This window comes from Methanobrevibacter cuticularis, from assembly GCF_001639285.1.
In the GTDB taxonomy this organism is placed as follows: Archaea; Methanobacteriota; Methanobacteria; order Methanobacteriales; family Methanobacteriaceae; genus Methanobaculum; species Methanobaculum cuticulare.
Genome location: NZ_LWMW01000147.1, coordinates 19,196 through 38,531, shown reverse-complemented (window position 1 = coordinate 38,531; position 19,336 = coordinate 19,196). Strand labels below are relative to the sequence as shown.

The window sequence follows — 19,336 nt, the reverse complement described above, 5'->3', positions numbered from 1 at the left end:
AGTGAATAATGGTATATTTTAGTACAATTATTATATTACCTGAAAAAATTATCTTAAAAGAAGTATAAATGAATTCTATCTTTAAAATTAGTTCTTAGCATGTTTTTTTGTTAGTTTCTTATTAATAGTTTGCATGTTCACTTAAAATTTAAATATCTTAAAAAAGTAATGTAACACTTACATTTTTTCTAATTAAAAAGAGGAATTAAAATGGAAGCAACTAAATTATTAGGATTGAAAGTTATTAATAGTAGAGGACATGTGATAGGTAAAGTTAATAACTTTGAAATCAATCAAAACACTGGTTTTATTGAAAGAATTGCAGTAAAAACACATTTATTATCAACAGAAGATAAAATATTTACTTTTAATGAAATTGACAATATAGTAGATGTTGTACTAGTGACAAATGAAAAATAATAATAATAATAATTAAAATGAATGAGGAGGAAGTAAAATGAAAACTTTTTACAGTGGAGATCAGCCAGGAGAAGGTCTTTATCAATGCAATGGCTGTGGTGGAGTAGTTGATGTGAATGATTCTACTTTTAGTCTTTTACCATGTAGTGAATGCGGTTGTACTGTTTGGATAGATCGATGTATTAAAGAATGAAAATATTATACTCCTTATTTTTCTTTCATGTCATCTGTTAATGGTTTTAGTATCCTTTGAGGTCTGCGAGATTTGTTGCTAATTCACCACCAATCAATCATTATCAATCAGTTCAACATATTATTCTTTAAAATCTTCAACTAGATACTCAGCAAATAACTATAATTGCTGTTAATAACTTTTGTTAGTCTATCATTTGCTTTAGACTTTTCATTAAAAGATCTCCAAAAAAATAATAAAAAAAAATAATCAATTCTGTCAAGTTAAGAAATTTCTTCTATTTTTTCTTTATTTTCATTTTTTTCTTTATTAAATTCTTTTTTTAATATTTTTTTGGTTAAAATAGTTTTATTTATTTTTTTATTATTTATTTATCTTTTGTTATTAATATAAATTTTAAATATTATTAATTAGATATTTATTAAGAATATAATTTTAAATATTATTAATTAGATATTTATTAAGAATATAAATTTGTTTTAGTTTGTATTTTTATTTTTTAAATAGTTTTATTTTGATTTTTCTAAAATCATTTAAATTTATCTGGATTTTAGAGATTTAAAGATGTTTAAACCACAACATCTGCTCTTTCAGATGTTAAAAATGACTTCATGATAGATTCCATTATCCCTCCAATGACTACCTGAGAACATGCACTCGCATACGAAAATATAGAAAAATCAAGCAACGATAGACTTAAAAAAAATCAATAATAACATTTAACAAACTTTATCCCTCAACCGAATCATATTCACAATTAATAGGAAAAAAAGCAAATCCATATTCAGATTAAAAAAAAACAAACTACATAAAACGAAATGAAACATATAAAAACCAATGATGAATATGTAGACATCAAATTAAACACTGAAAGAACACATTCAATGAAAAAATAAAGAAATAAAATCACTAAACTTAAGAAATGTTAATGTCAAACTAGAAACTGGAAAAAGTAAAAGCTTAATCACAAATTTTCACAAGAAATAGCATCAGCAGAAGAATTAAAAGAACTAATATTACACAACTAATAAAAATCAGAGAGCTTCCAAGGTTATAATGGAAAAAAAATTTTCAAAAAAATAGAGGAGAAAAAATAAATAAGTCCTCTCCAAAAAAATGTTTAATTATGTTTTCTTCTAATACCTATTCCAACTATAGTTAATAAGATTAATATAATAAGAAAAGCACAAAGAGGAGAATATTAATTTGCTTTTCATCGATACAACTTTTATACTTGGACTAATATTAAAAAAGGGTCAATGGCATGATGAATCACTTAAACTAGCTTCAAAAGTGAAAAGTCAGAATGTTGTATTTCTAATGTAATACTACTTGAAACATTAAATGGATTAGCTGGTAGTATGAATGGGAAAGAAATAGAAAATATGTACTATTTACTGAAAGATAATTATAATGTTTATGTGATAGATGATGAAATACAAGACAAAGCAATTGATATATGTAAAAAATACAATGGGTCTTTAGGTTATGCTGATTGTACTTCTATAGCTATAATGGAAAAATTAGGCATGTGAGAGATAGTATCTTTTGATGAACATTTCGACAATAAAGAAAGATTAACTAGAATATATTAAATATTTGAAAAATGTTCTGGACTTTTTTGTCAGTAAATCACTTTTCAAATCATTGATTTTTTTTTTAGCTCTAATAAGTCCTTTTCTTAAATATGGATATTTAAATTCACCACAAAATACAGCCATATAACCCTTAGAAAATTCACAAGAATATCCTTTCTCAATTAAAAAATTTTCAAATATTTCAGCATCTTCTTGCTCATGATAAGTACAAATAGCTAATTTTAAGTTTTTAGAGTTTTTTAAAAGTTTTTTTGCTCCTTTAAGTAGGTCAAACTCTGCTCCTTCAATATCTACTTTAATAAAGTTAATTTCCTCTTTATCAATTTGATTATAAAAATCATCAAGAGTTATAGTTTTATCAGAGGTAGTATCACTAACATATCGGTTAACAATTTCAACTTTTTCTTTGTAAGGTTTAAATGTTAACTTTAAGGGTTCAATCCAATCTTCATCACATTCGAATAAATATGCTTTTTTTATTAAATCAATGTTAGAAAGAGTAAATATCCCTTCAGCAGCACCCACATCTAATATAATATCATTCTCCTCCTTAAATTCACCTTTTTGCAATGTAAAATCAGGAGTTAAATATAAATGAGGAGAATTTTCATCTTGTTCAATTAGCAAAGAGTTATATAATATCTTTATTTCTTGATTACTCATATTTAAAGGAAAGTAAAGTGGTTTATTCTGATGCATAACAAAGTTATACTTAGATTTAGAGTCATGTTGAATTTTGATATTTTCTTTTTTATATTTGTTTGTCCAATAATAAGGAATACCAACACCATCAAATTTATTTTTAAGAACATTTAATATTTCTTGTTTTTCTTTATTAGGATTAATTTTAAGTTTATTTTCTAAACATCTCATTAAGATAACTTTTTTATCTAAATATTCTTTTAAAACATTAGATTTTTCAAAATTAATATATTTATACATTTTTAAAATTAAATATTTAATTTTTAAAGGTGCACGATTGAAAATTTTTTCTAAATAATTTTTCATATATATTCACCAAATATTAATTAATTCTATAAGATAATATTTATTAAAATTTTTTAATCTTCATTCTCTAATATAAATTTGTAAAAAAGCAAAATAGTAATATTTTAGAATTTATTACCTTATAAAATTGATATTGATTCTTATTTTTTAAACTAAAATAATATAAATTAGTTATTTAATATTTAAACAGTTTTATAAAATTAAATTTTCAGATAAAGTAATTGTAAACAAGATTACATTATTATTCTTCATGTTTATTCTCCAAAATTGTATCCTCCTCCAGCTAAACTTCTAATATAATTATATATCTTTTTATTATAGAATATGCTGTCTAATTTTAGGTATTTATATATGTATGACATTATAATAGCTATTTTTTTATCAAATGTGAAAAGTTTCATATAAACTTTCATAGGATAGCTTAAAGATAAACAATCATAATTTTTATAGTTTTTAAATAGATGCCAATACTTATTTAAGAGTTCATTTTTCTCACTATAATCTAAATTAGCTCTTAAAAATCCTAAAGCTATATTCGGAATGGCTTCTAATGGTGAATTTAATAATTTACTATTATTTTTCTTTAATATGTTAATAGTTAAATCTAAACCTTTTAAAGAACCAAATATAATTTTTTTATTACTTGCACGGGATAAAGATAAAAAATCAAGGTCATCAATATGTAAATATCCTATATATTTTACTTCTATCCATCTATCCACATTATCATAACACAACAAAGAAAAGAATACATCTTCAGCATTAATATTTGGGGGAAAACGGATATTATTTAAATCTAAAAAACTTTTTTTATATAACTTATTCCAAACTCCACTTAACTTAGGCAAATCTTTTTCTTCACGATTATGAATGACACAGGATGTTGAAGCTATATTCTCCTCAATATTTCTCTCTCTCTCTCGTTTATAGTTAGATATGTCTCGACACCAACATTCAACAAAATCGGTTTTATATTTTTTTATTGCATTATAAAGTTTTTCACAGATTTCTGGAGTATATTCATCATCATTATCTAAAAACATTATATATTCACTTTTAGCATTATCAATACCATCGTTACGAGGAATATTTGGGCTTCCACTATTGGTTTCTCGAAATATCGGATGAATGTTATCATATTTTTCTGCATAATCCTTAATAACATTTTTAGTCTCGTCTGTTGAATTATCATCGACTAATATAAGTTCAATATTTTCAAAACCAAAACTTTGATTAATCACAGAATCAACAGCTCTTTTTACTAACTTTTCACGATTATAAACAGGCATAATAACACTAATTTTGTACATATAACCCCTCAAAATTCATCGTATATTCTATCTGATTTATTATAATTTTTATTTTCATTCCATTTTTGTGATATCATATTTTATCTCCTAAATAAGTTCATCAAATACCATAAACACTTCAAATCATAGAATCATAAATTTTTTTAAGTTTTTGACCAGTTTTATCAAGAGAATGTTCATTTGCAAATTTTAAGTTAGATTTTAGATTACATTTAAAATTTCTATTTTTTAAATCATTTGCTAGATTTGATTTTGAAGAAATAAAAGTTTTATCTTTAATATCTGATGGAATACTTCCATCTTCAAGAGTTATAACAGGTTTTTCACATGCCATAGCTTCAACAATAGGTAAGCCATATCCTTCCATGATTGTTGGGAATACAAAAACATCTAAAGAATTATAAAAATCATTCATATCATGATCAGGAACAAAACCTAAGAATTTGATTCTTAAATCATTATTAGCTATTTTTTTAAGATTTTCTAGTTCAGGACCTTTTCCTCCAATTAATAGCAATGAATTTTTGATATCTGCCTTTAAAAAGGCATTAATCAGAATATCTATTCGTTTCCTATTTTCTAAATAAGATATAGTTCCTATGGTAAAAATCTCATTATTTTTGTTTGTTGGGAAGAAATTTTCACTGATAGCTGGAGGAATAACATTAATAGTTTCATAATCTACATTGTAATATTCTTCTAAATCTCTAGCTGTCTCTTCAGAAATTGCAATAATTTCACACTTAATAGATTTTTTCAAAGCTTGATTGAATAAAATTTTAAATAGCTTGTTTTTTAAGGATTTAGCTCTTTTTATTGGTATTAAATCATGTATTGTTACAATAGTTTTATTAGGATTTAAAAATAAAGCTTCCATTGGGGATAATGCATGATAAACATCTGATTTTTTAATTTTTATAGGAAGTTCAATTAAACAATAAAATAAATAACCCAAAGGATTATTTTTGAGTAAATAGCTATTATCTTGGGAAGTTAAATTAATTTGAATTTTTTTATTTTGTTTAATAATTTCATATACCATTTTAGAATAAGTTCCAATTCCTTGGATACGTGATTGAAAAGACCTTGAAACAAGTGAAACTTTTACTTTTTGTTTGCTTGTAGATTTCATAATATTTCTCCAATTTTTCTACAATTATCTTGTATAAAAATCATTTACTCTAATTGTATCATCTAAATAAGGTGTTGAAACTTCGTGAAGCACTGTATTTTCAGTAGCTACAATTGAATGTTCGATATTAGGTTCTATTCTTATAGTATCATTTTTACTAAAATACTCTGTTTTATCATTGAACTCTATATAACCTGCACCAGAGATTATATACATTGTTTCGTCCTTTTTTTCATGGTAATGGAAGCTTGTTTGATAATCTTCTTTTATAAATAGCTCCTTAGTCAGATATTTTTCTGTGTAGATTAAAACTTTCTCATAACCCCATGGTTTGTCAGTTCTGTTTTTATATTCTTGTCTAACATTTTCTAATTCTTTAGATGTGTCAACAGCCATCCAAAACAATCCATCTTCTCTATAATATCCAATCTTATTTTCCTTAGCCATTAGTGGAAATAGAGTTTTTTCAATGTCTCCTGTTTTAAAATCTCCAAAATCGAGTTTACTTTTTGAAAAGTAAACTCCTCCATTAATATAATAATCCAATAGAGGTTTTTCTTTAAAAGAAGCTAATTTCTCCCCATTTGTTTCTACAATACCATAAGGAGATTGCATTTGAGTTATGAAAATATTAAATGGATAATTTGATTTTTCACCTTGTTCAATCATCTTTTTAAGGTTTAAATCAGCTACAACATCACCATTACGAATAATAAACTGATCATGGTCATCAATTGCTTCCATACCTAGACGAATAAGATTTAATGTTTCAAGAGGTTCTTCTTCAATATTTGATTTTTCACCTTCTTTAATCATCTTTTTAAGGTTTGAATCAGCTATAACATCACCATTACGAATAATAAACTGATCATGGTCATCAATTGCTTCCATACCTAGACGAATAGCATTTAATGTTCCAAGAGGTTCTTCTTCAATGATGTAGTGAATATTAACTCCTTTATATTCATTACCAAAACGTTCTTTTATTTTTTCATTTAAAAATCCTGTTAGGAGATAAACATCCTCGATACCAGCATTTTTAAAGTCAAATAGTTGTTTATCTAAAATTGTGTAATCATCTTTAATTTCGACTAAAGGTTTTGGAATTTTTTCAGTTATTGGTCTAAGTCTTTTTCCAAATCCTCCACAAAGAATCATTCCTATAGTTTTTTCCATTATTATTCTCCATTTTATTGTAAAATAATTATTTTTCCATTGTATTAGTTTTTTAAGGTATTGATTTTCATTGTATTTTTATAATTTTTAATCTCCATATTAATTGTTTTAGGAAAATACTTGGGATAAATCCTATTTTCATTGTAATTTACTCCTAATTAACCAAATTATTATTTAATAGCCCCCTATACCAATATTCAATTATTTTAAAAGATTAATCTTCTAATATATAATGAACATTTTCTTTGATTAAATAATAATGAACACTCACCCATAACAAATTAAACTATAACATTATTATTCCTTTTAAACACCTCCAAAGAAAAAAATTATAAGATTATTAATTTTATCACATTAATAAAAAATCATATTAAATAATATAAAAAACAATCACTACTAATTAACTTAATTAATTATCTTATAATATAATATATAAACTTTATTGAAAAAGAATTGATATATATATATATATATATATATCATAAATAAGTAAATAAAAACTATTGTTAAAAGAAGAAGAAGAATAACTCAAAAAATGTATAATGAATTTAACAAAGATTTTCCATGTTTTTTATCACATTTATTTTTATAAAAATATTATATTTAATGAAATTTATTAGCTAAATTATACATCAAATTCCATTAAAACCCCCCCCTAATATCCAATGCTGTCAACTTAAAGAATTATTACTTTAATATTCTAATGAATGCAACATTCCATTTAAATATAAATTATAAAAAATTAATTAAAAATATTGAAATTTTAAAGAAAATTTTCTTAAATTGACAGCATTCGACCTAATATCATTATTTTTAATTTTTCGTCTCTCTAAAATTTAATTATCTTATTTGATAATATCAGTTTATATTTATTATATTAAATTTTAAAAACTAGTTTAACAATTTTTTTATAACCCAATATCAATTAAGAGATAATTTTACTAATAAAAGATTTTAATATGTATTTTTTATAAATATATTTTACTATTAAAATGGTTTCTAGAAAGCCTAATTTTTTATAATTTTTATTTAAAAGAAATGTCATATTCATTAAAAATTAATTAATATATTCCTTAAATTAACAGCATTGAAAAATAATAATAAATTATAAAGTATTAAAAATAAAAATATATTATTGATAATAATAAAAAAGAAAATTATAAGAAAACTTATTAAGGATAAATAATATAATTAAAATGATTAAAAATTATCATACACAGAACATTATTAATTAATCACAAACAAAATTCAAACTATATAAATTCAAGATTATCAGGTGATAAAATGGCAAAGAAAAGTAAAGAAATGCTACCTCCAACAGGAGCTGGACTTGTTAGATACTTCGAAGATGAAGAAACTGGAGGACCTAAACTCACTCCTGAACAAGTTGTAGTTATGACAATAATATTAGCTGTCTTTTGTATTATTTTAAGATTTTCAGCATAAGAAATAAATAAGATATTCTAATCAAATTACATTTCAATTAATTCAAATCTAATTTTAATTTTTACTTAAGATTTTATATAACTAAACTAACTTTTTATATAACTAGACTAACTTAAAAATATTATTCTATTTTAAATTAAATTAAAATAAGGTTAAATATCTTCAAATAGCCTTAAAAAGTATTTTCTAAGATTATTTTGATTTTTCATTGACATATGGACTATTTTTTAATAAAAATTATTTATTTAAATCACTTACTCAACTAAGTTTTTAATAAATAACTTCTTATTAACCCATAGTTTCAATATATTTTTAATAGAAATTAATTAGTTTAATCCATAGATTCCACTAATTTAAGTTTTTTAGCTAAGAACTTGATAGTTGATCCTTGTAAAAGAACAGATATGATGGTAACAAAGAAAACTATATTAAAAATTATCCCTGCCTGAGGAATATCTGCAACTAGAGGATATGTTGCAAATACAATAGGTACTGCTCCTTTAATACCTGTCCAAGAAACGAAAAACTTCTCTTTTAGATTAAATTTAGATGGAATCAAGCATAAGAAAACAGATAATGGTCTTGCAATTAAAATTAGTCCAAAAGATACTAACAAGCTAATTCCTGCTGTAGGAAGTAGTTGTTTTGGAAAAACTACAAGTCCTAGAATTATAAACATTATTATCTGCATTAACCATGCCAAACCATCGAAAAAGTTTATTTGGGCCCTCTTACTTACTAATGCACTATTTCCAATAAGTAATGATCCAATATATACCGCTAAGAAACCATTACCTCCAATCAATTCTGCAGATGCAAAAGTTAAAACTGCTACTCCTATAAGTAAAACAGGGTATAATCCTTTTGTGGTTAAATTGATAGAGTTAACCAATTTTACAGATAGTTTCCCTGATAAGTATCCAACAATAGTACCTATTACCATTGATTGAATCAATAAGAAAATTATTCCCCAAATTGAAGTGGTAGGATGAATTACCAAGTAAATAAAACTTACTGTTAAAACATAAGCCATTGGATCGTTAGTTGCACTTTCAAATTCAAGCAAATTATCCAAATTATTTTTTAATTTTAGATTAAATGGGCGAAATATTGAGAATACAGCTGCAACATCAGTAGATGATATAATAGAACCTATAAGAAGAGAAACAATCAAATCAATTCCTATAATAAAATGAATAAATAAACCTGTGACTACTGCAGTTAATAAAACACCAAATGTTGAAAGTGAAACACCAATTTTCGCTATTGGCTTAATTCTTTTAAATTCAGTGTCTAAACCACCTGAAAACATTATTATAATTAGAGCAAATATACTAATATACTGAACAAATAAATAATTATCAAAATAAATTCCTATAATGCCATCTGAACCCAATAACATTCCAATAATTAAAAACACTATTAGAGTAGGAATTCCAATAACAGTAGATAATTTGCTTAATAGAATACTTGCAATAAGTAAAAGTCCCAATCCAAATAACAAAACTTCTATAGGTATCATTGTTGAATCCTTGATGAATCTTGTTCACATTGATTAATCGCTGTCATGGATTTTTTGATCTTCATTTGTATCCTACTTTACCTATAACTCTTAAATATATCACAATTCTTGATTTTATTTATACTTTTTAACTTTTTTTTAAAATATTAAAATTATTTACAACTCTTAAAAAATATTTTTTACTTATTTTTTACTTATTTATAAAAATTCTTATACTTATTTTTTTTACTTATTTATAAAAATTCTTATACTTATTTTTTACTTATTTATAAAAATTCTTATACTTATTTTTTTACTTATTTATAAAAATTCTTATAAATTAATTTTTATTTACAATTTAATATAAAGGTATCCCTTAACAATAAAATCATGAAATAAAAATAATCTTATAAAATGGGTTATATAATAGATTTAATGCTATTACACACCTTTTTTATTATATAATATAGACCAAACAATTAAAATTGGAAATATTAAAAATATATATTTTAGATAATTTATTTATATAGTTATTATCTATTAAATATATTCTAGGTATCTATACTAAATTATTATTTTCAAAGTCAATATCCATCACTATATTATAGATTAATGAAAATAATTAATAAAACTAGATAGAACTCAATTATAGGATTATAAAAATTAAACTAATGGAATAAAATAATTAATAAGAAATTCAAAAGAAACTATTTTTTCTAATTAGCTATTATATCAACATTATCAATAGCTATTGCACTAACAGCAAGATCATCAATATAAAATCTAACATTATCTTCATCTATTATTAGCTTATTAAAAGATAATGTTACATTATTAATAAATATAAAATGCATTTCTTTAAAAGAATAAGATATACATCCATCTTCTTTTACAATTTCGGGAATAATCCCATTTTCCATCTCTTGCTCTGCTATATTAAGAAAAATAGCTATTAATTCTTCTTTTTCTATCATAATAATCTTCATTTCAATTAGATTAATTGATCAATAACTCATTATAAACCTATATTTGATATTAGTCTGACCAATAGAATATATAAAGAGTTTAGTAATTAATGAGTGATAAATGTATCATTTCTAATTCATCAAAAGCTTCAGCTAGTATTTTTAAAATATTCAATATAAACAGGAAAATAATGTAAAAAATTAAATATTTTTAAAATATTCAATATAAACGGAAAAATAATTTAAATAAAAATCTAGAGAAAAATAAATATCTAGAGAAAAATAAAGATTAAAAATAATACTTCTGATTAAAGATTTAATGAATTAACAACAGTAGGCAACCAAATAATATAATTATAATTATATTTAACGTGGTTTATTATATTTAATTACACTAAAGTCACTATAAATCTTCTTATCATCAACTATTTTATATGATCTAACTTTATAGAAGTACTTTTTATTTTTGATTAAATTGGTATTTGTATATTTTACTATAGATGCTTTTTTGATATTCTTTAAAAGCTTGTATTTACCATTTTTACTAGTATGCCTATAAATTTGATATCCAGAAACTCTAGGAATCTTTTTCCACCTAAGTAAGATTTTTTTCTTGGAAGGTGACAAAGATAAAGAAGTTTTCAATGGCTTTGTAGTCACTTTTAAAATCTGACTGGAATTACTATTGTAAACTTTATTGTTGAGTGTCTTATAAGCTATAATTTTATATTTATAAGAAGTTGCACTAGATAATTTCTTATCAGTAAAAGAAAGGATAGTATTTTTAGTAATTGTTTTTAAAAGATTATATCCACGAATTTTCTCATCATACCGATATATCTTATAACCAGTTATATAATCTGAAGATTTTTGCCATTTTAAAACAATTGAATTTGAACTAATAGAAGATCCTTTAAAAGTGAATATAGGTTCAGGCATATATATTTTATCACTTGCACTAACACCAAATAACTGCACCCAATAAAAAACCTGAGTTGATTGGGATCCATTCTCACTTAGAACATTAGTACAAGAAACAGCGATACTATTAAACTCAGGATCTAAAATATTCTTCCTATGACCTGGTGAAGCCATCCAATCATCCACAACTTCCTTAGGAGTAGTTTGACCTCGTGCTAAGTTTTCTCCATAAACTTCTGGAGAAACTGTTTCCCATGAACTTCCATCAGGTCTAGTATGACTAAAGTTTCTTATTATTTCACTTACTCTAATGTCTGCAGGACCTTGAAGATTAACATTTAATTCTAAAGGATCCAATCCTAATTTTGCCCGTTCTATATTAACCAATCTTATAACTTCATTTGAAAAATCGCTATTTGATGTCGCATAACTGAAATCTGAAGAGATTACTGAAATAGAACCAATAATTAATAGCAATGACATTAAAATAGCTATTCCCAAAAATTTATTCTTTATTCCCATGTGAAAACTCCAAATAATAAATCAAATTTCCAAATAATAAATCAAATTATTATGATTATTATAGTCATAATTTTATCATAATTATTATCATGATTATAATTATCAATTAGACCATGTAAAATTAGTATAGGAGTATAATAATTAGTAACACTAGTATAATGATTATAAATCGTAGTTAGATTATGGCAAATACCTTCTAAGATTAAGGATATTTACTAGAATTATACCTAATACTAACTCTATAATAAATGTAAAATATAATTAAAATTTTAATTACTTACTATATAAATATTATGGTTGATTTCATGACCATGCTGACCATTATTCTGATTTTTAATAATATCTTTCATTCCCAATAAAGCTTATTTGGTTACTATTCTTAAAAAGTTTAGATAAGTAATCTATAAAATTAATGTAGGAATTTATTGAAAAATAGCTATTCTATAGAAAAATAATTTATGATCCTTCCCTAAAACTATCGTTTTTAACTACTTTATTTGAAACTTTTAGTACTTTAAATAGCAGATTTTTTAATAATATTGAGGGTGGTCAAAATTCTAAATTTATAAATAATAGATTCATTAAAATGCTCCAATTAAGAAATAAAGAAGTTTTTTCTTAAAAAATATATTTTTGGGTGGTCTTATATTATAAAAAAATTATTGATAGAATACACATGTTGAAAAAAAATAATAGTAAATATGTATGATAATTTTATCAAAAATATAGGACATGAGATAGCTTTCATCTTTAATAAGTTTATTAAGATTATCATACAAAGATTATCATATAGAAAAATAGCTATTAATTTTTAATAGCTATTAATTTTTAAATCAAGGTTTTCTTGGAGTATGTGTGATATGTTTTTAGATAGTAAAAAAAACAAGATTGATTATAGAGATGATTAATACTACCTACTTTAAATATTCGCTATAATAGTTTTTATTATCTATTTTCAATAAATTTATATTTATTCTAATATGAAAACATCTTCAATGTTTTGACACTCTAATATCTTAGTAATTTTGTGTGCTAAAGCTAATGAAGGATTATATTTGCCATTCTCGAGAGCACTGATTGTTTGTCTACTAACATTCGATTTTTTAGCCAAATCTTCCTGAGTCATTTCTAATTCAAATCGAAGGTATTTTATTCTGGTTTTCATTCAATTAAACAGCCTAAATATGTTTAGATTATTATAGTAATGATGGTAATGTTTGTAAATTATTAATATTTTTATTTCTCTTAAAAATTGTTTAAATTGAATTTAAAGATAAGAAATTGAATATTATAATTTTATAAAATGATAAATTTTTCAATAATGACTATAAATATTACTTATTAGTATAATATATTATTTTTTATTTAAAGGAGGATAGCAATCATTTATTAATTTTAACTAATTACGTAATCTTTTAAATAGCTATTTCCTAGTATTGTAGCTATTAGTCCTCCAGTTATTCCAATTCTTGCTCCTACAATAACATCTGAAGGATAGTGAACTCCTATATAAACTCTTGAAAATCCGATTATACAAGCAATTAGAATTAAAACCCAAATTAATATTGTTGAATGATCTTTAATTTTAATTTCCCAATTTAGACCCATGCCAATAGCTAGTGCAAAAGGATTAGAGGTGTGTCCTGAAGGAAATGAATTAAGATCACTTTCACTTACCAAAAGATGGACATTTGTCAATGACATAAGGGTCTTAGATCCTTCACCCCAATTTTTAAGAAATAAGCTACAATGACTGAAAATAATAAAGCTGCTAGGTCCTAAAATAGCTAATTTCTTTAATTTTCTATCTTTTGTAAATAAATCATTGCCAGGCATAACAAAACATACCCCCTAGTAAAAAAGGTAAACTTTCTAATTCAGTGAATATAGATAGTAAAAAATTAAAAAAGTATTTTGAAGTTGTATATTAATGAAATAAAACAAATCAATGTTAAGTTCCACTAATAAAGTACAAAAAGACATCTCTATTTGACTACTCCATTTATTCAATCTTTAACAAATTTAAATTTTTTCTCTAAAATCACTATTAAAATAAATCCCAGCAATACAAACAATATGCAAATAATCTCAAAAGGAATTCCAAATGACCCAACCCTTAAATTATTTACAATATTATCATAAGGAAGCCTCAATGTTCCAAGCATCACTCCAATTAAGAAAGTTATAGTTATTTGTTCATGTTTTTGTAAGAAATAATCTAATATTTTAGAAAAACCTAAGATACCTATCACAGCACCCAATATAAAAACAATGATTTCAGTGAAATTCATGGTATTTAAAGCATTTAACATATATTTATATTGGCCTAAGAGTAGTAATACAAAGGCTCCTGAAATTCCAGGTAATATCATCGCACAAATAGCTATCATACCTGAGAAAAAAAGAATAGGTAATGTATGAGTTGCAGATATTGGATTTAATCCAACAAAAATAAAAGCTAGAATAAATCCAACTATAGAAACTATGATTAATTTAATTGAAAATTTCTCTAAATGAGCATACAATACATATGCAGAAGCTAATATAAGACCTAAAAAGAATGCAAAAGTGTATGCAGGATAGTAATTCATTGCATATTCAATCAAACGAGCAAAACTTATCATAGCTATACCTATTCCTAAAAATAGAGGAATGAACAATCCAAAATCTATTTCTTCTAATAGCTTCATTTTAAACTCTGAAAAATTCCCTTTTAGCAATGGTTTAATAAAAGTAAAATTAATTTTTCCAATGCTGTGTACCAATCTTTCATAAATTCCCGTGATTAAAGCTATTGTTCCACCTGAGACACCGGGTATTATATCTGCAGATCCCATAAATAGGCCTCGAATAAAAATTAAAAATGATTCCATAAAATTGATTTTCATATCATGATCTCCATTATTTTATAATTTTATAAAATTTTTTCATCTATTAATTATTTGAAATTTTTTCCTAAAATAATCTACGATTTTCAAAATTCCATTTTTTTAGCATTTTTCTTGTGATGTAAAAAATATATGAATTTTGTAATCTATTTATTACATAGGTAGAAAATGTACTGCATGATATATAAATGTTTTGAGAAATTCAAATGGAAATTCAAAAAATGGCCAAATATAGTTAATACCAAACAAATTAAATAGTTAAATAAGTAAATATTTAATTATTAAGCCTATTTTTAGAAATAAAAGATAAAATATAATTCTAAAGAATAATCACAAAATATGATGAATATTATGAAGAATAAAAACTAAAACTACAACATAATAATAAATCCTATTTTCATATAATCTTATTCAATATACAAAAAATACTTTTATAAATAAAAATAAACCTATCAATGATATCTGGTATGAAATCATTTCTTAAAGTTATTTTAATTTATTAATTAAAGCTATTGATTATTGATTAAAGCTATTTAATTTATTAATTAAAACTATTTGATTATTGATTAAAATTATTTTTAATTAAATTTATTTTAGATTCCTTGATATAATTCTATTTATATAAAAACAAAATAATAATTATAATATTCAATAAAATAATTAAGTAATATAATTGAATATTGAAGAAGATAAATAAACTTAATTAATAATTAGATAACTGAATAATTGAATACTGAAGAAGATAAATAAACTTAATTAATAATTAGATAACTGAATAATTGAATACTGAAGAAGATAAATAAACTTAATTAATAATTAGATAACTGAATAAATGAATACTGAAGAAGATAAATAAACTTAATTAATAATTAGATAACTGAATAATTGAATACTGAAGAAGATAAATAAACTTAATTAATAATTAGATAACTGAATAAATGAATATTGAATAATTAATAAAATTAGTAACAATCACTTAAAATTTATCAAAAAAATAAAGGAGCATTAAAAATGGCTATTCACCCAATTGAATTTAGATATGGAACTCCAGAAATGAAAAATATATGGGAATCAGAGAACAAATTACAGAAAATGTTAGATGTTGAATCTGCATTGTCTCAAGCAGAAGCTTTTTTCGGAATTATTCCACAGAAAGATGCTGATGAAATAGCAAAAAAAGCTAATACTAAGTATGTAACATTGGATCGAGTGAATGAAATAGAAAGGCAAACTAACCATGATATAGCAGCTGTTCTTAAAGGACTAGCTGAACAATGTGAAGGAGATTCAGGGGAATATGTTCATTTCGGAGCTACTTCTAATGACATAGTAGATTCTTCCCAGTCACTATTGTTTACAGAATCTATAGATGTTCTTAAAGAAAAAACAAAAAGTCTTAGTGAATTAATTTTAAAATTAGCAGCTGAAAATAAAGAAAAAGTTTGCATTGGGCGTACACATGGACAGCATGCTCTGCCAACCACTTATGGAATGAAATTTGCACTATGGGCAGATGAACTCCATAGACAATTTGATAGATTAGAATCAGCTCAAAAAAATTTATGTGTAGCTATGATGGATGGTGCTGTTGGAACAACTGCAGCTCTTGGAGAAATTGGATGGGATGTTCATAAAAAAGTAGGAGAAATACTAAATCTTCCTCCAGCTACAATAACTAATCAAGTCCTTCAAAGAGATAATCATGCTGAATTCATGATGGTAATGGCGAATATAGCTACCACGCTTGATAAAATAGCTCTTGAAATTAGAAATCTCCAAAGAACTGAAATAATGGAGGTTGGGGAATACTTTGATCCTGAAAAACAAGTGGGAAGTAGTACAATGCCTCATAAAATGAATCCCATCACTGCAGAAAGAATTTGTGGTGTTGCAAGAGTAGTTAGGTCATATGTTGTTGCGGCCATGGAAAATAATCCTCTTTGGCATGAAAGAGATCTTACAAATTCTTCTTGTGAAAGAATTATATTCCCAGAAGCTTGTATCTTAACTGATTACATACTCAATCTAACAATAAAATTAATGAGTAACCTTGTTTTCTATGATGAAAACATTGAGAGAAATCTTAACATGACCAATGGATTAATAATGGCTGAAAGATTGATGGCTGAACTTACTAGAAAAGGTATGGGTCGTCAAACTGCTTATGCATTAGTTAGAGAATGTGCAATAAAAGCTAATAAAAATCAAGAATTACTTTCTGATATAATATTAACTAGGGATGAAATAGCACCATATCTATCTCCTGCTGATGTAGAAGAAATAATGGATCCACATACTTATATTGGTTCTTCCAAAGAAATAATCAATGAAATTCTAGAATCATCCAAAACCTGGTTTTAATGGATTAATAAAATAATATCACTTGAAATTATAGCTATCTATCTTTAATAACAAATTTATCTTCTAATAGTATCATTTAGGAAGTGAAAAATTATTTATCCATTTCCCATGTAGTATTTCTGGAAAAATTCTTAAATTTTGAAATAAATTAAACTCTTAATATTATTTATTTTTAAGTATAACCTCTTAAAGATCATTAATAATAATTATTTTCATGATTTTACAAAACTTTTAAAAATGCTTTAATTCAAATTTAAAGAATGATGATAAATAGTTAAATTTTATTCAAAAATAAATCATCTGTAGCAAACCTTTGGTAATATACTATGATTAAAATTCATATAAACTAAGAAACAATACTATAAAAAAAATCCTAGCTATTCTTAAACTTATATGAAATGAAAAGCAATACATAAAGAAAAAATGTATTAATGAGAACAAACTTATTGATGAATACTTAAAATAAGTAGGTGAAATTATATGACAGATATGAAAAAATTGAAATCTATTGATTTATCTTCAATAACAATCATAGGCACTTCTATAAATTTTATTTGGGCCATTATTATAGCTATAATTTTTTTAGCGAGCATGAGCATTTTTGGAGGATTTAATCCTAGTTTAATTATGATAGCACTTGGAATTATTTTCGGTGTATTGGTCATTAGTATTCCAAAATACTTTGGTATTTCATGCTTGTATAATTATTTTATAACTAAACTAAGAGATGTGGAATTTGAAATCATAGAGATGAAAAAAGTTACAAAAATTTCCATAGTCCCATTTTCTTTTATTGCTGCAGTAATAGCACTAATTCTAGCAATAATTGTATACCCTATAATTGTAATAGGAACTCCTGCCATAGTAATTCAACTGATACAATTATTGATTTCTCAAGCTTCAACTCAAGCTATTGGATTCATATTATATCAGCTATTGTTAACCATATATAATCCTTTAATGATTGTTTATGTGGTTTTAGGGGCATTTGTATTTACTTTAGTTGGTAGCGCCGTATTTAATGTTGTTATTCCACGAATTGGTGGTTTAAAAGTTGATTTATCCTCAAATGGAGAAATGACTACAATAAACTCATTTACACCATTGAATGCTGGTATCATAGCAGGAATCATGTCATTAATATTTGGCCTAATTACTGGTTTAATAATTAGCGTATTATCTGGTAGTCTTCCTGCAGCATTATCTCTAATTGCAATATTGGTTGTTGGAGGATTTATTATTGGACTTATATGGGGAGCTGTAAGTTCTGCATTATATAACTTCTTCGCTAAAAAAACAGGTGGAATCAAGGTAAAGTTGCCAGAAGCGTGAAAATAAGTATTATATACACTTATATAAAAAAAAGAAGATATAAAATAATATTTAATATTAATAATAGATACTCCTATAGTGTATTTGGAAGCTTTCTAATATCTTAGTTTCCAATTTCATTATTACTTAACTATTTTTTCTTATATTTAAAAATAACTTAAAAAAGACCTATAAAATTTATTTTCGCTTTCTAAAAATCTAAAGATATTCTAATAAAAAAAATATTTAATAATCTAGGAATATAAAAATATCCTAATAAAAAAATATTTAATAATCTAGAAATATAAAAATATCCTAATAAAAAAAATATTTAATAATCTATAAATCTAAAAATATTCTATTGAGTGGGAAATAATTCCAAAATTAAAATTTTAAGAATCCGTGAAATCACATTATTATTTTAAAGCATACAAAAATATTAGTATTTTAAAATAATTGATTATATAAATTTAAATCATGAATTAAGCAGTATAATAATATCAATATTCAAATAAATGAATTATATCATGGAAAAATTTAATTAAATGGCGTTAATATCAATATTAAGGTTTATTAGAATTTTA

Annotated in this window: 16 protein-coding genes; 6 read left to right on the top strand and 10 right to left on the bottom strand. The window is 24.0% G+C overall.

All coding sequences use genetic code 11. The features are described 5' to 3' along the window. Positions 1-210: 210 nt before the first annotated feature. The 3 genes from MBCUT_RS09535 (at position 211) to MBCUT_RS10635 (ending at position 2,148) form a co-directional block, all read left to right on the top strand. Positions 211-420 (top strand): PRC-barrel domain-containing protein, encoded by a 210-nt coding sequence (locus MBCUT_RS09535; protein WP_067260444.1) that lies wholly within the window; start codon positions 211-213, stop codon positions 418-420. Positions 421-457: 37 nt separating this feature from the next. Beyond that, entirely contained in the window at positions 458-613 is a 156-nt protein-coding gene (locus MBCUT_RS11020; protein WP_157082568.1) for a hypothetical protein, read from the top strand. Positions 614-1,974: 1,361 nt separating this feature from the next. Then, on the top strand, positions 1,975-2,148 hold the full coding sequence (locus MBCUT_RS10635) for a hypothetical protein (protein ID WP_245634987.1): 174 nt from the start codon (positions 1,975-1,977) through the stop codon (positions 2,146-2,148). Between the two features lie 42 nt (positions 2,149-2,190). On the opposite strand, the gene MBCUT_RS09530 is transcribed toward MBCUT_RS10635, so the two are convergent. From MBCUT_RS09530 to MBCUT_RS09515, 4 genes are all read right to left on the bottom strand, one after another. Further along, entirely contained in the window at positions 2,191-3,219 is a 1,029-nt protein-coding gene (locus MBCUT_RS09530; protein ID WP_067260443.1) for an FkbM family methyltransferase, read from the bottom strand. Between the two features lie 254 nt (positions 3,220-3,473). Further along, positions 3,474-4,529 (bottom strand): glycosyltransferase family 2 protein, encoded by a 1,056-nt coding sequence (locus MBCUT_RS09525; protein WP_067260442.1) that lies wholly within the window; start codon positions 4,527-4,529, stop codon positions 3,474-3,476. Between the two features lie 118 nt (positions 4,530-4,647). Further along, the gene (locus tag MBCUT_RS09520; protein WP_067260441.1) at positions 4,648-5,661 is read right to left on the bottom strand and encodes a glycosyltransferase family 4 protein; all 1,014 of its coding nucleotides are present in this window, start codon (positions 5,659-5,661) and stop codon (positions 4,648-4,650) included. 24 nt (positions 5,662-5,685) lie between these two features. Then, on the bottom strand, positions 5,686-6,837 hold the full coding sequence (locus MBCUT_RS09515; RefSeq protein WP_245634986.1) for a sugar phosphate nucleotidyltransferase: 1,152 nt from the start codon (positions 6,835-6,837) through the stop codon (positions 5,686-5,688). Between the two features lie 1,284 nt (positions 6,838-8,121). Between MBCUT_RS09515 and MBCUT_RS09505 the strand changes: the two genes are divergently transcribed. Next, a complete protein-coding gene (locus tag MBCUT_RS09505) occupies positions 8,122-8,283 on the top strand; it encodes a preprotein translocase subunit Sec61beta (RefSeq protein ID WP_067260440.1) in 162 nt (53 codons plus the stop codon). A gap of 331 nt (positions 8,284-8,614) precedes the next feature. On the opposite strand, the gene MBCUT_RS09500 is transcribed toward MBCUT_RS09505, so the two are convergent. The 6 genes from MBCUT_RS09500 to MBCUT_RS09475 form a co-directional block, all read right to left on the bottom strand. Continuing rightward, a complete protein-coding gene (locus MBCUT_RS09500) occupies positions 8,615-9,805 on the bottom strand; it encodes a potassium/proton antiporter (RefSeq protein ID WP_067260439.1) in 1,191 nt (396 codons plus the stop codon). A 695-nt stretch (positions 9,806-10,500) separates the two neighbouring features. Then, on the bottom strand, positions 10,501-10,758 hold the full coding sequence (locus MBCUT_RS09495; protein ID WP_067260438.1) for a hypothetical protein: 258 nt from the start codon (positions 10,756-10,758) through the stop codon (positions 10,501-10,503). Positions 10,759-11,115: 357 nt separating this feature from the next. Further along, entirely contained in the window at positions 11,116-12,192 is a 1,077-nt protein-coding gene (locus MBCUT_RS09490) for a CAP domain-containing protein (protein ID WP_067260437.1), read from the bottom strand. 970 nt (positions 12,193-13,162) lie between these two features. Then, a complete protein-coding gene (locus MBCUT_RS09485; RefSeq protein WP_067260436.1) occupies positions 13,163-13,357 on the bottom strand; it encodes a helix-turn-helix transcriptional regulator in 195 nt (64 codons plus the stop codon). 230 nt (positions 13,358-13,587) lie between these two features. Continuing rightward, positions 13,588-14,028, bottom strand: coding sequence for a phosphatase PAP2 family protein (locus MBCUT_RS09480; protein WP_084270803.1), 441 nt, complete (start codon positions 14,026-14,028; stop codon positions 13,588-13,590). Between the two features lie 170 nt (positions 14,029-14,198). Continuing rightward, positions 14,199-15,029: a DUF368 domain-containing protein gene (locus MBCUT_RS09475; protein WP_067260472.1), complete on the bottom strand. Its 831-nt coding sequence runs from the start codon at positions 15,027-15,029 to the stop codon at positions 14,199-14,201. A gap of 1,062 nt (positions 15,030-16,091) precedes the next feature. Between MBCUT_RS09475 and purB the strand changes: the two genes are divergently transcribed. Together purB and MBCUT_RS09465 are read left to right on the top strand one after the other, a co-directional pair. Then, a complete protein-coding gene (gene purB, locus MBCUT_RS09470; protein ID WP_067260435.1) occupies positions 16,092-17,441 on the top strand; it encodes an adenylosuccinate lyase in 1,350 nt (449 codons plus the stop codon). 480 nt (positions 17,442-17,921) lie between these two features. Further along, on the top strand, positions 17,922-18,773 hold the full coding sequence (locus tag MBCUT_RS09465; protein ID WP_067260434.1) for a hypothetical protein: 852 nt from the start codon (positions 17,922-17,924) through the stop codon (positions 18,771-18,773). The last annotated feature ends 563 nt before the right edge of the window (positions 18,774-19,336 follow it).

What these genes read in the sequence shown, in the direction of transcription:
- MBCUT_RS09535 (WP_067260444.1), top strand. Translation starts at nt 211, where the DNA reads ATGGAAGCAACTAAATTATTAGGATTGAAAGTTATTAATAGTAGAGGA.
- MBCUT_RS11020 (WP_157082568.1), top strand. Translation starts at nt 458, where the DNA reads ATGAAAACTTTTTACAGTGGAGATCAGCCAGGAGAAGGTCTTTATCAA.
- MBCUT_RS10635 (WP_245634987.1), top strand. Translation starts at nt 1,975, where the DNA reads ATGAATGGGAAAGAAATAGAAAATATGTACTATTTACTGAAAGATAAT.
- MBCUT_RS09530 (WP_067260443.1), bottom strand. Translation starts at nt 3,219, where the DNA reads ATGAAAAATTATTTAGAAAAAATTTTCAATCGTGCACCTTTAAAAATT.
- MBCUT_RS09525 (WP_067260442.1), bottom strand. Translation starts at nt 4,529, where the DNA reads ATGTACAAAATTAGTGTTATTATGCCTGTTTATAATCGTGAAAAGTTA.
- MBCUT_RS09520 (WP_067260441.1), bottom strand. Translation starts at nt 5,661, where the DNA reads ATGAAATCTACAAGCAAACAAAAAGTAAAAGTTTCACTTGTTTCAAGG.
- MBCUT_RS09515 (WP_245634986.1), bottom strand. Translation starts at nt 6,837, where the DNA reads ATGGAAAAAACTATAGGAATGATTCTTTGTGGAGGATTTGGAAAAAGA.
- MBCUT_RS09505 (WP_067260440.1), top strand. Translation starts at nt 8,122, where the DNA reads ATGGCAAAGAAAAGTAAAGAAATGCTACCTCCAACAGGAGCTGGACTT.
- MBCUT_RS09500 (WP_067260439.1), bottom strand. Translation starts at nt 9,805, where the DNA reads ATGATACCTATAGAAGTTTTGTTATTTGGATTGGGACTTTTACTTATT.
- MBCUT_RS09495 (WP_067260438.1), bottom strand. Translation starts at nt 10,758, where the DNA reads ATGATAGAAAAAGAAGAATTAATAGCTATTTTTCTTAATATAGCAGAG.
- MBCUT_RS09490 (WP_067260437.1), bottom strand. Translation starts at nt 12,192, where the DNA reads ATGGGAATAAAGAATAAATTTTTGGGAATAGCTATTTTAATGTCATTG.
- MBCUT_RS09485 (WP_067260436.1), bottom strand. Translation starts at nt 13,357, where the DNA reads ATGAAAACCAGAATAAAATACCTTCGATTTGAATTAGAAATGACTCAG.
- MBCUT_RS09480 (WP_084270803.1), bottom strand. Translation starts at nt 14,028, where the DNA reads ATGCCTGGCAATGATTTATTTACAAAAGATAGAAAATTAAAGAAATTA.
- MBCUT_RS09475 (WP_067260472.1), bottom strand. Translation starts at nt 15,029, where the DNA reads ATGGGATCTGCAGATATAATACCCGGTGTCTCAGGTGGAACAATAGCT.
- purB (WP_067260435.1), top strand. Translation starts at nt 16,092, where the DNA reads ATGGCTATTCACCCAATTGAATTTAGATATGGAACTCCAGAAATGAAA.
- MBCUT_RS09465 (WP_067260434.1), top strand. Translation starts at nt 17,922, where the DNA reads ATGACAGATATGAAAAAATTGAAATCTATTGATTTATCTTCAATAACA.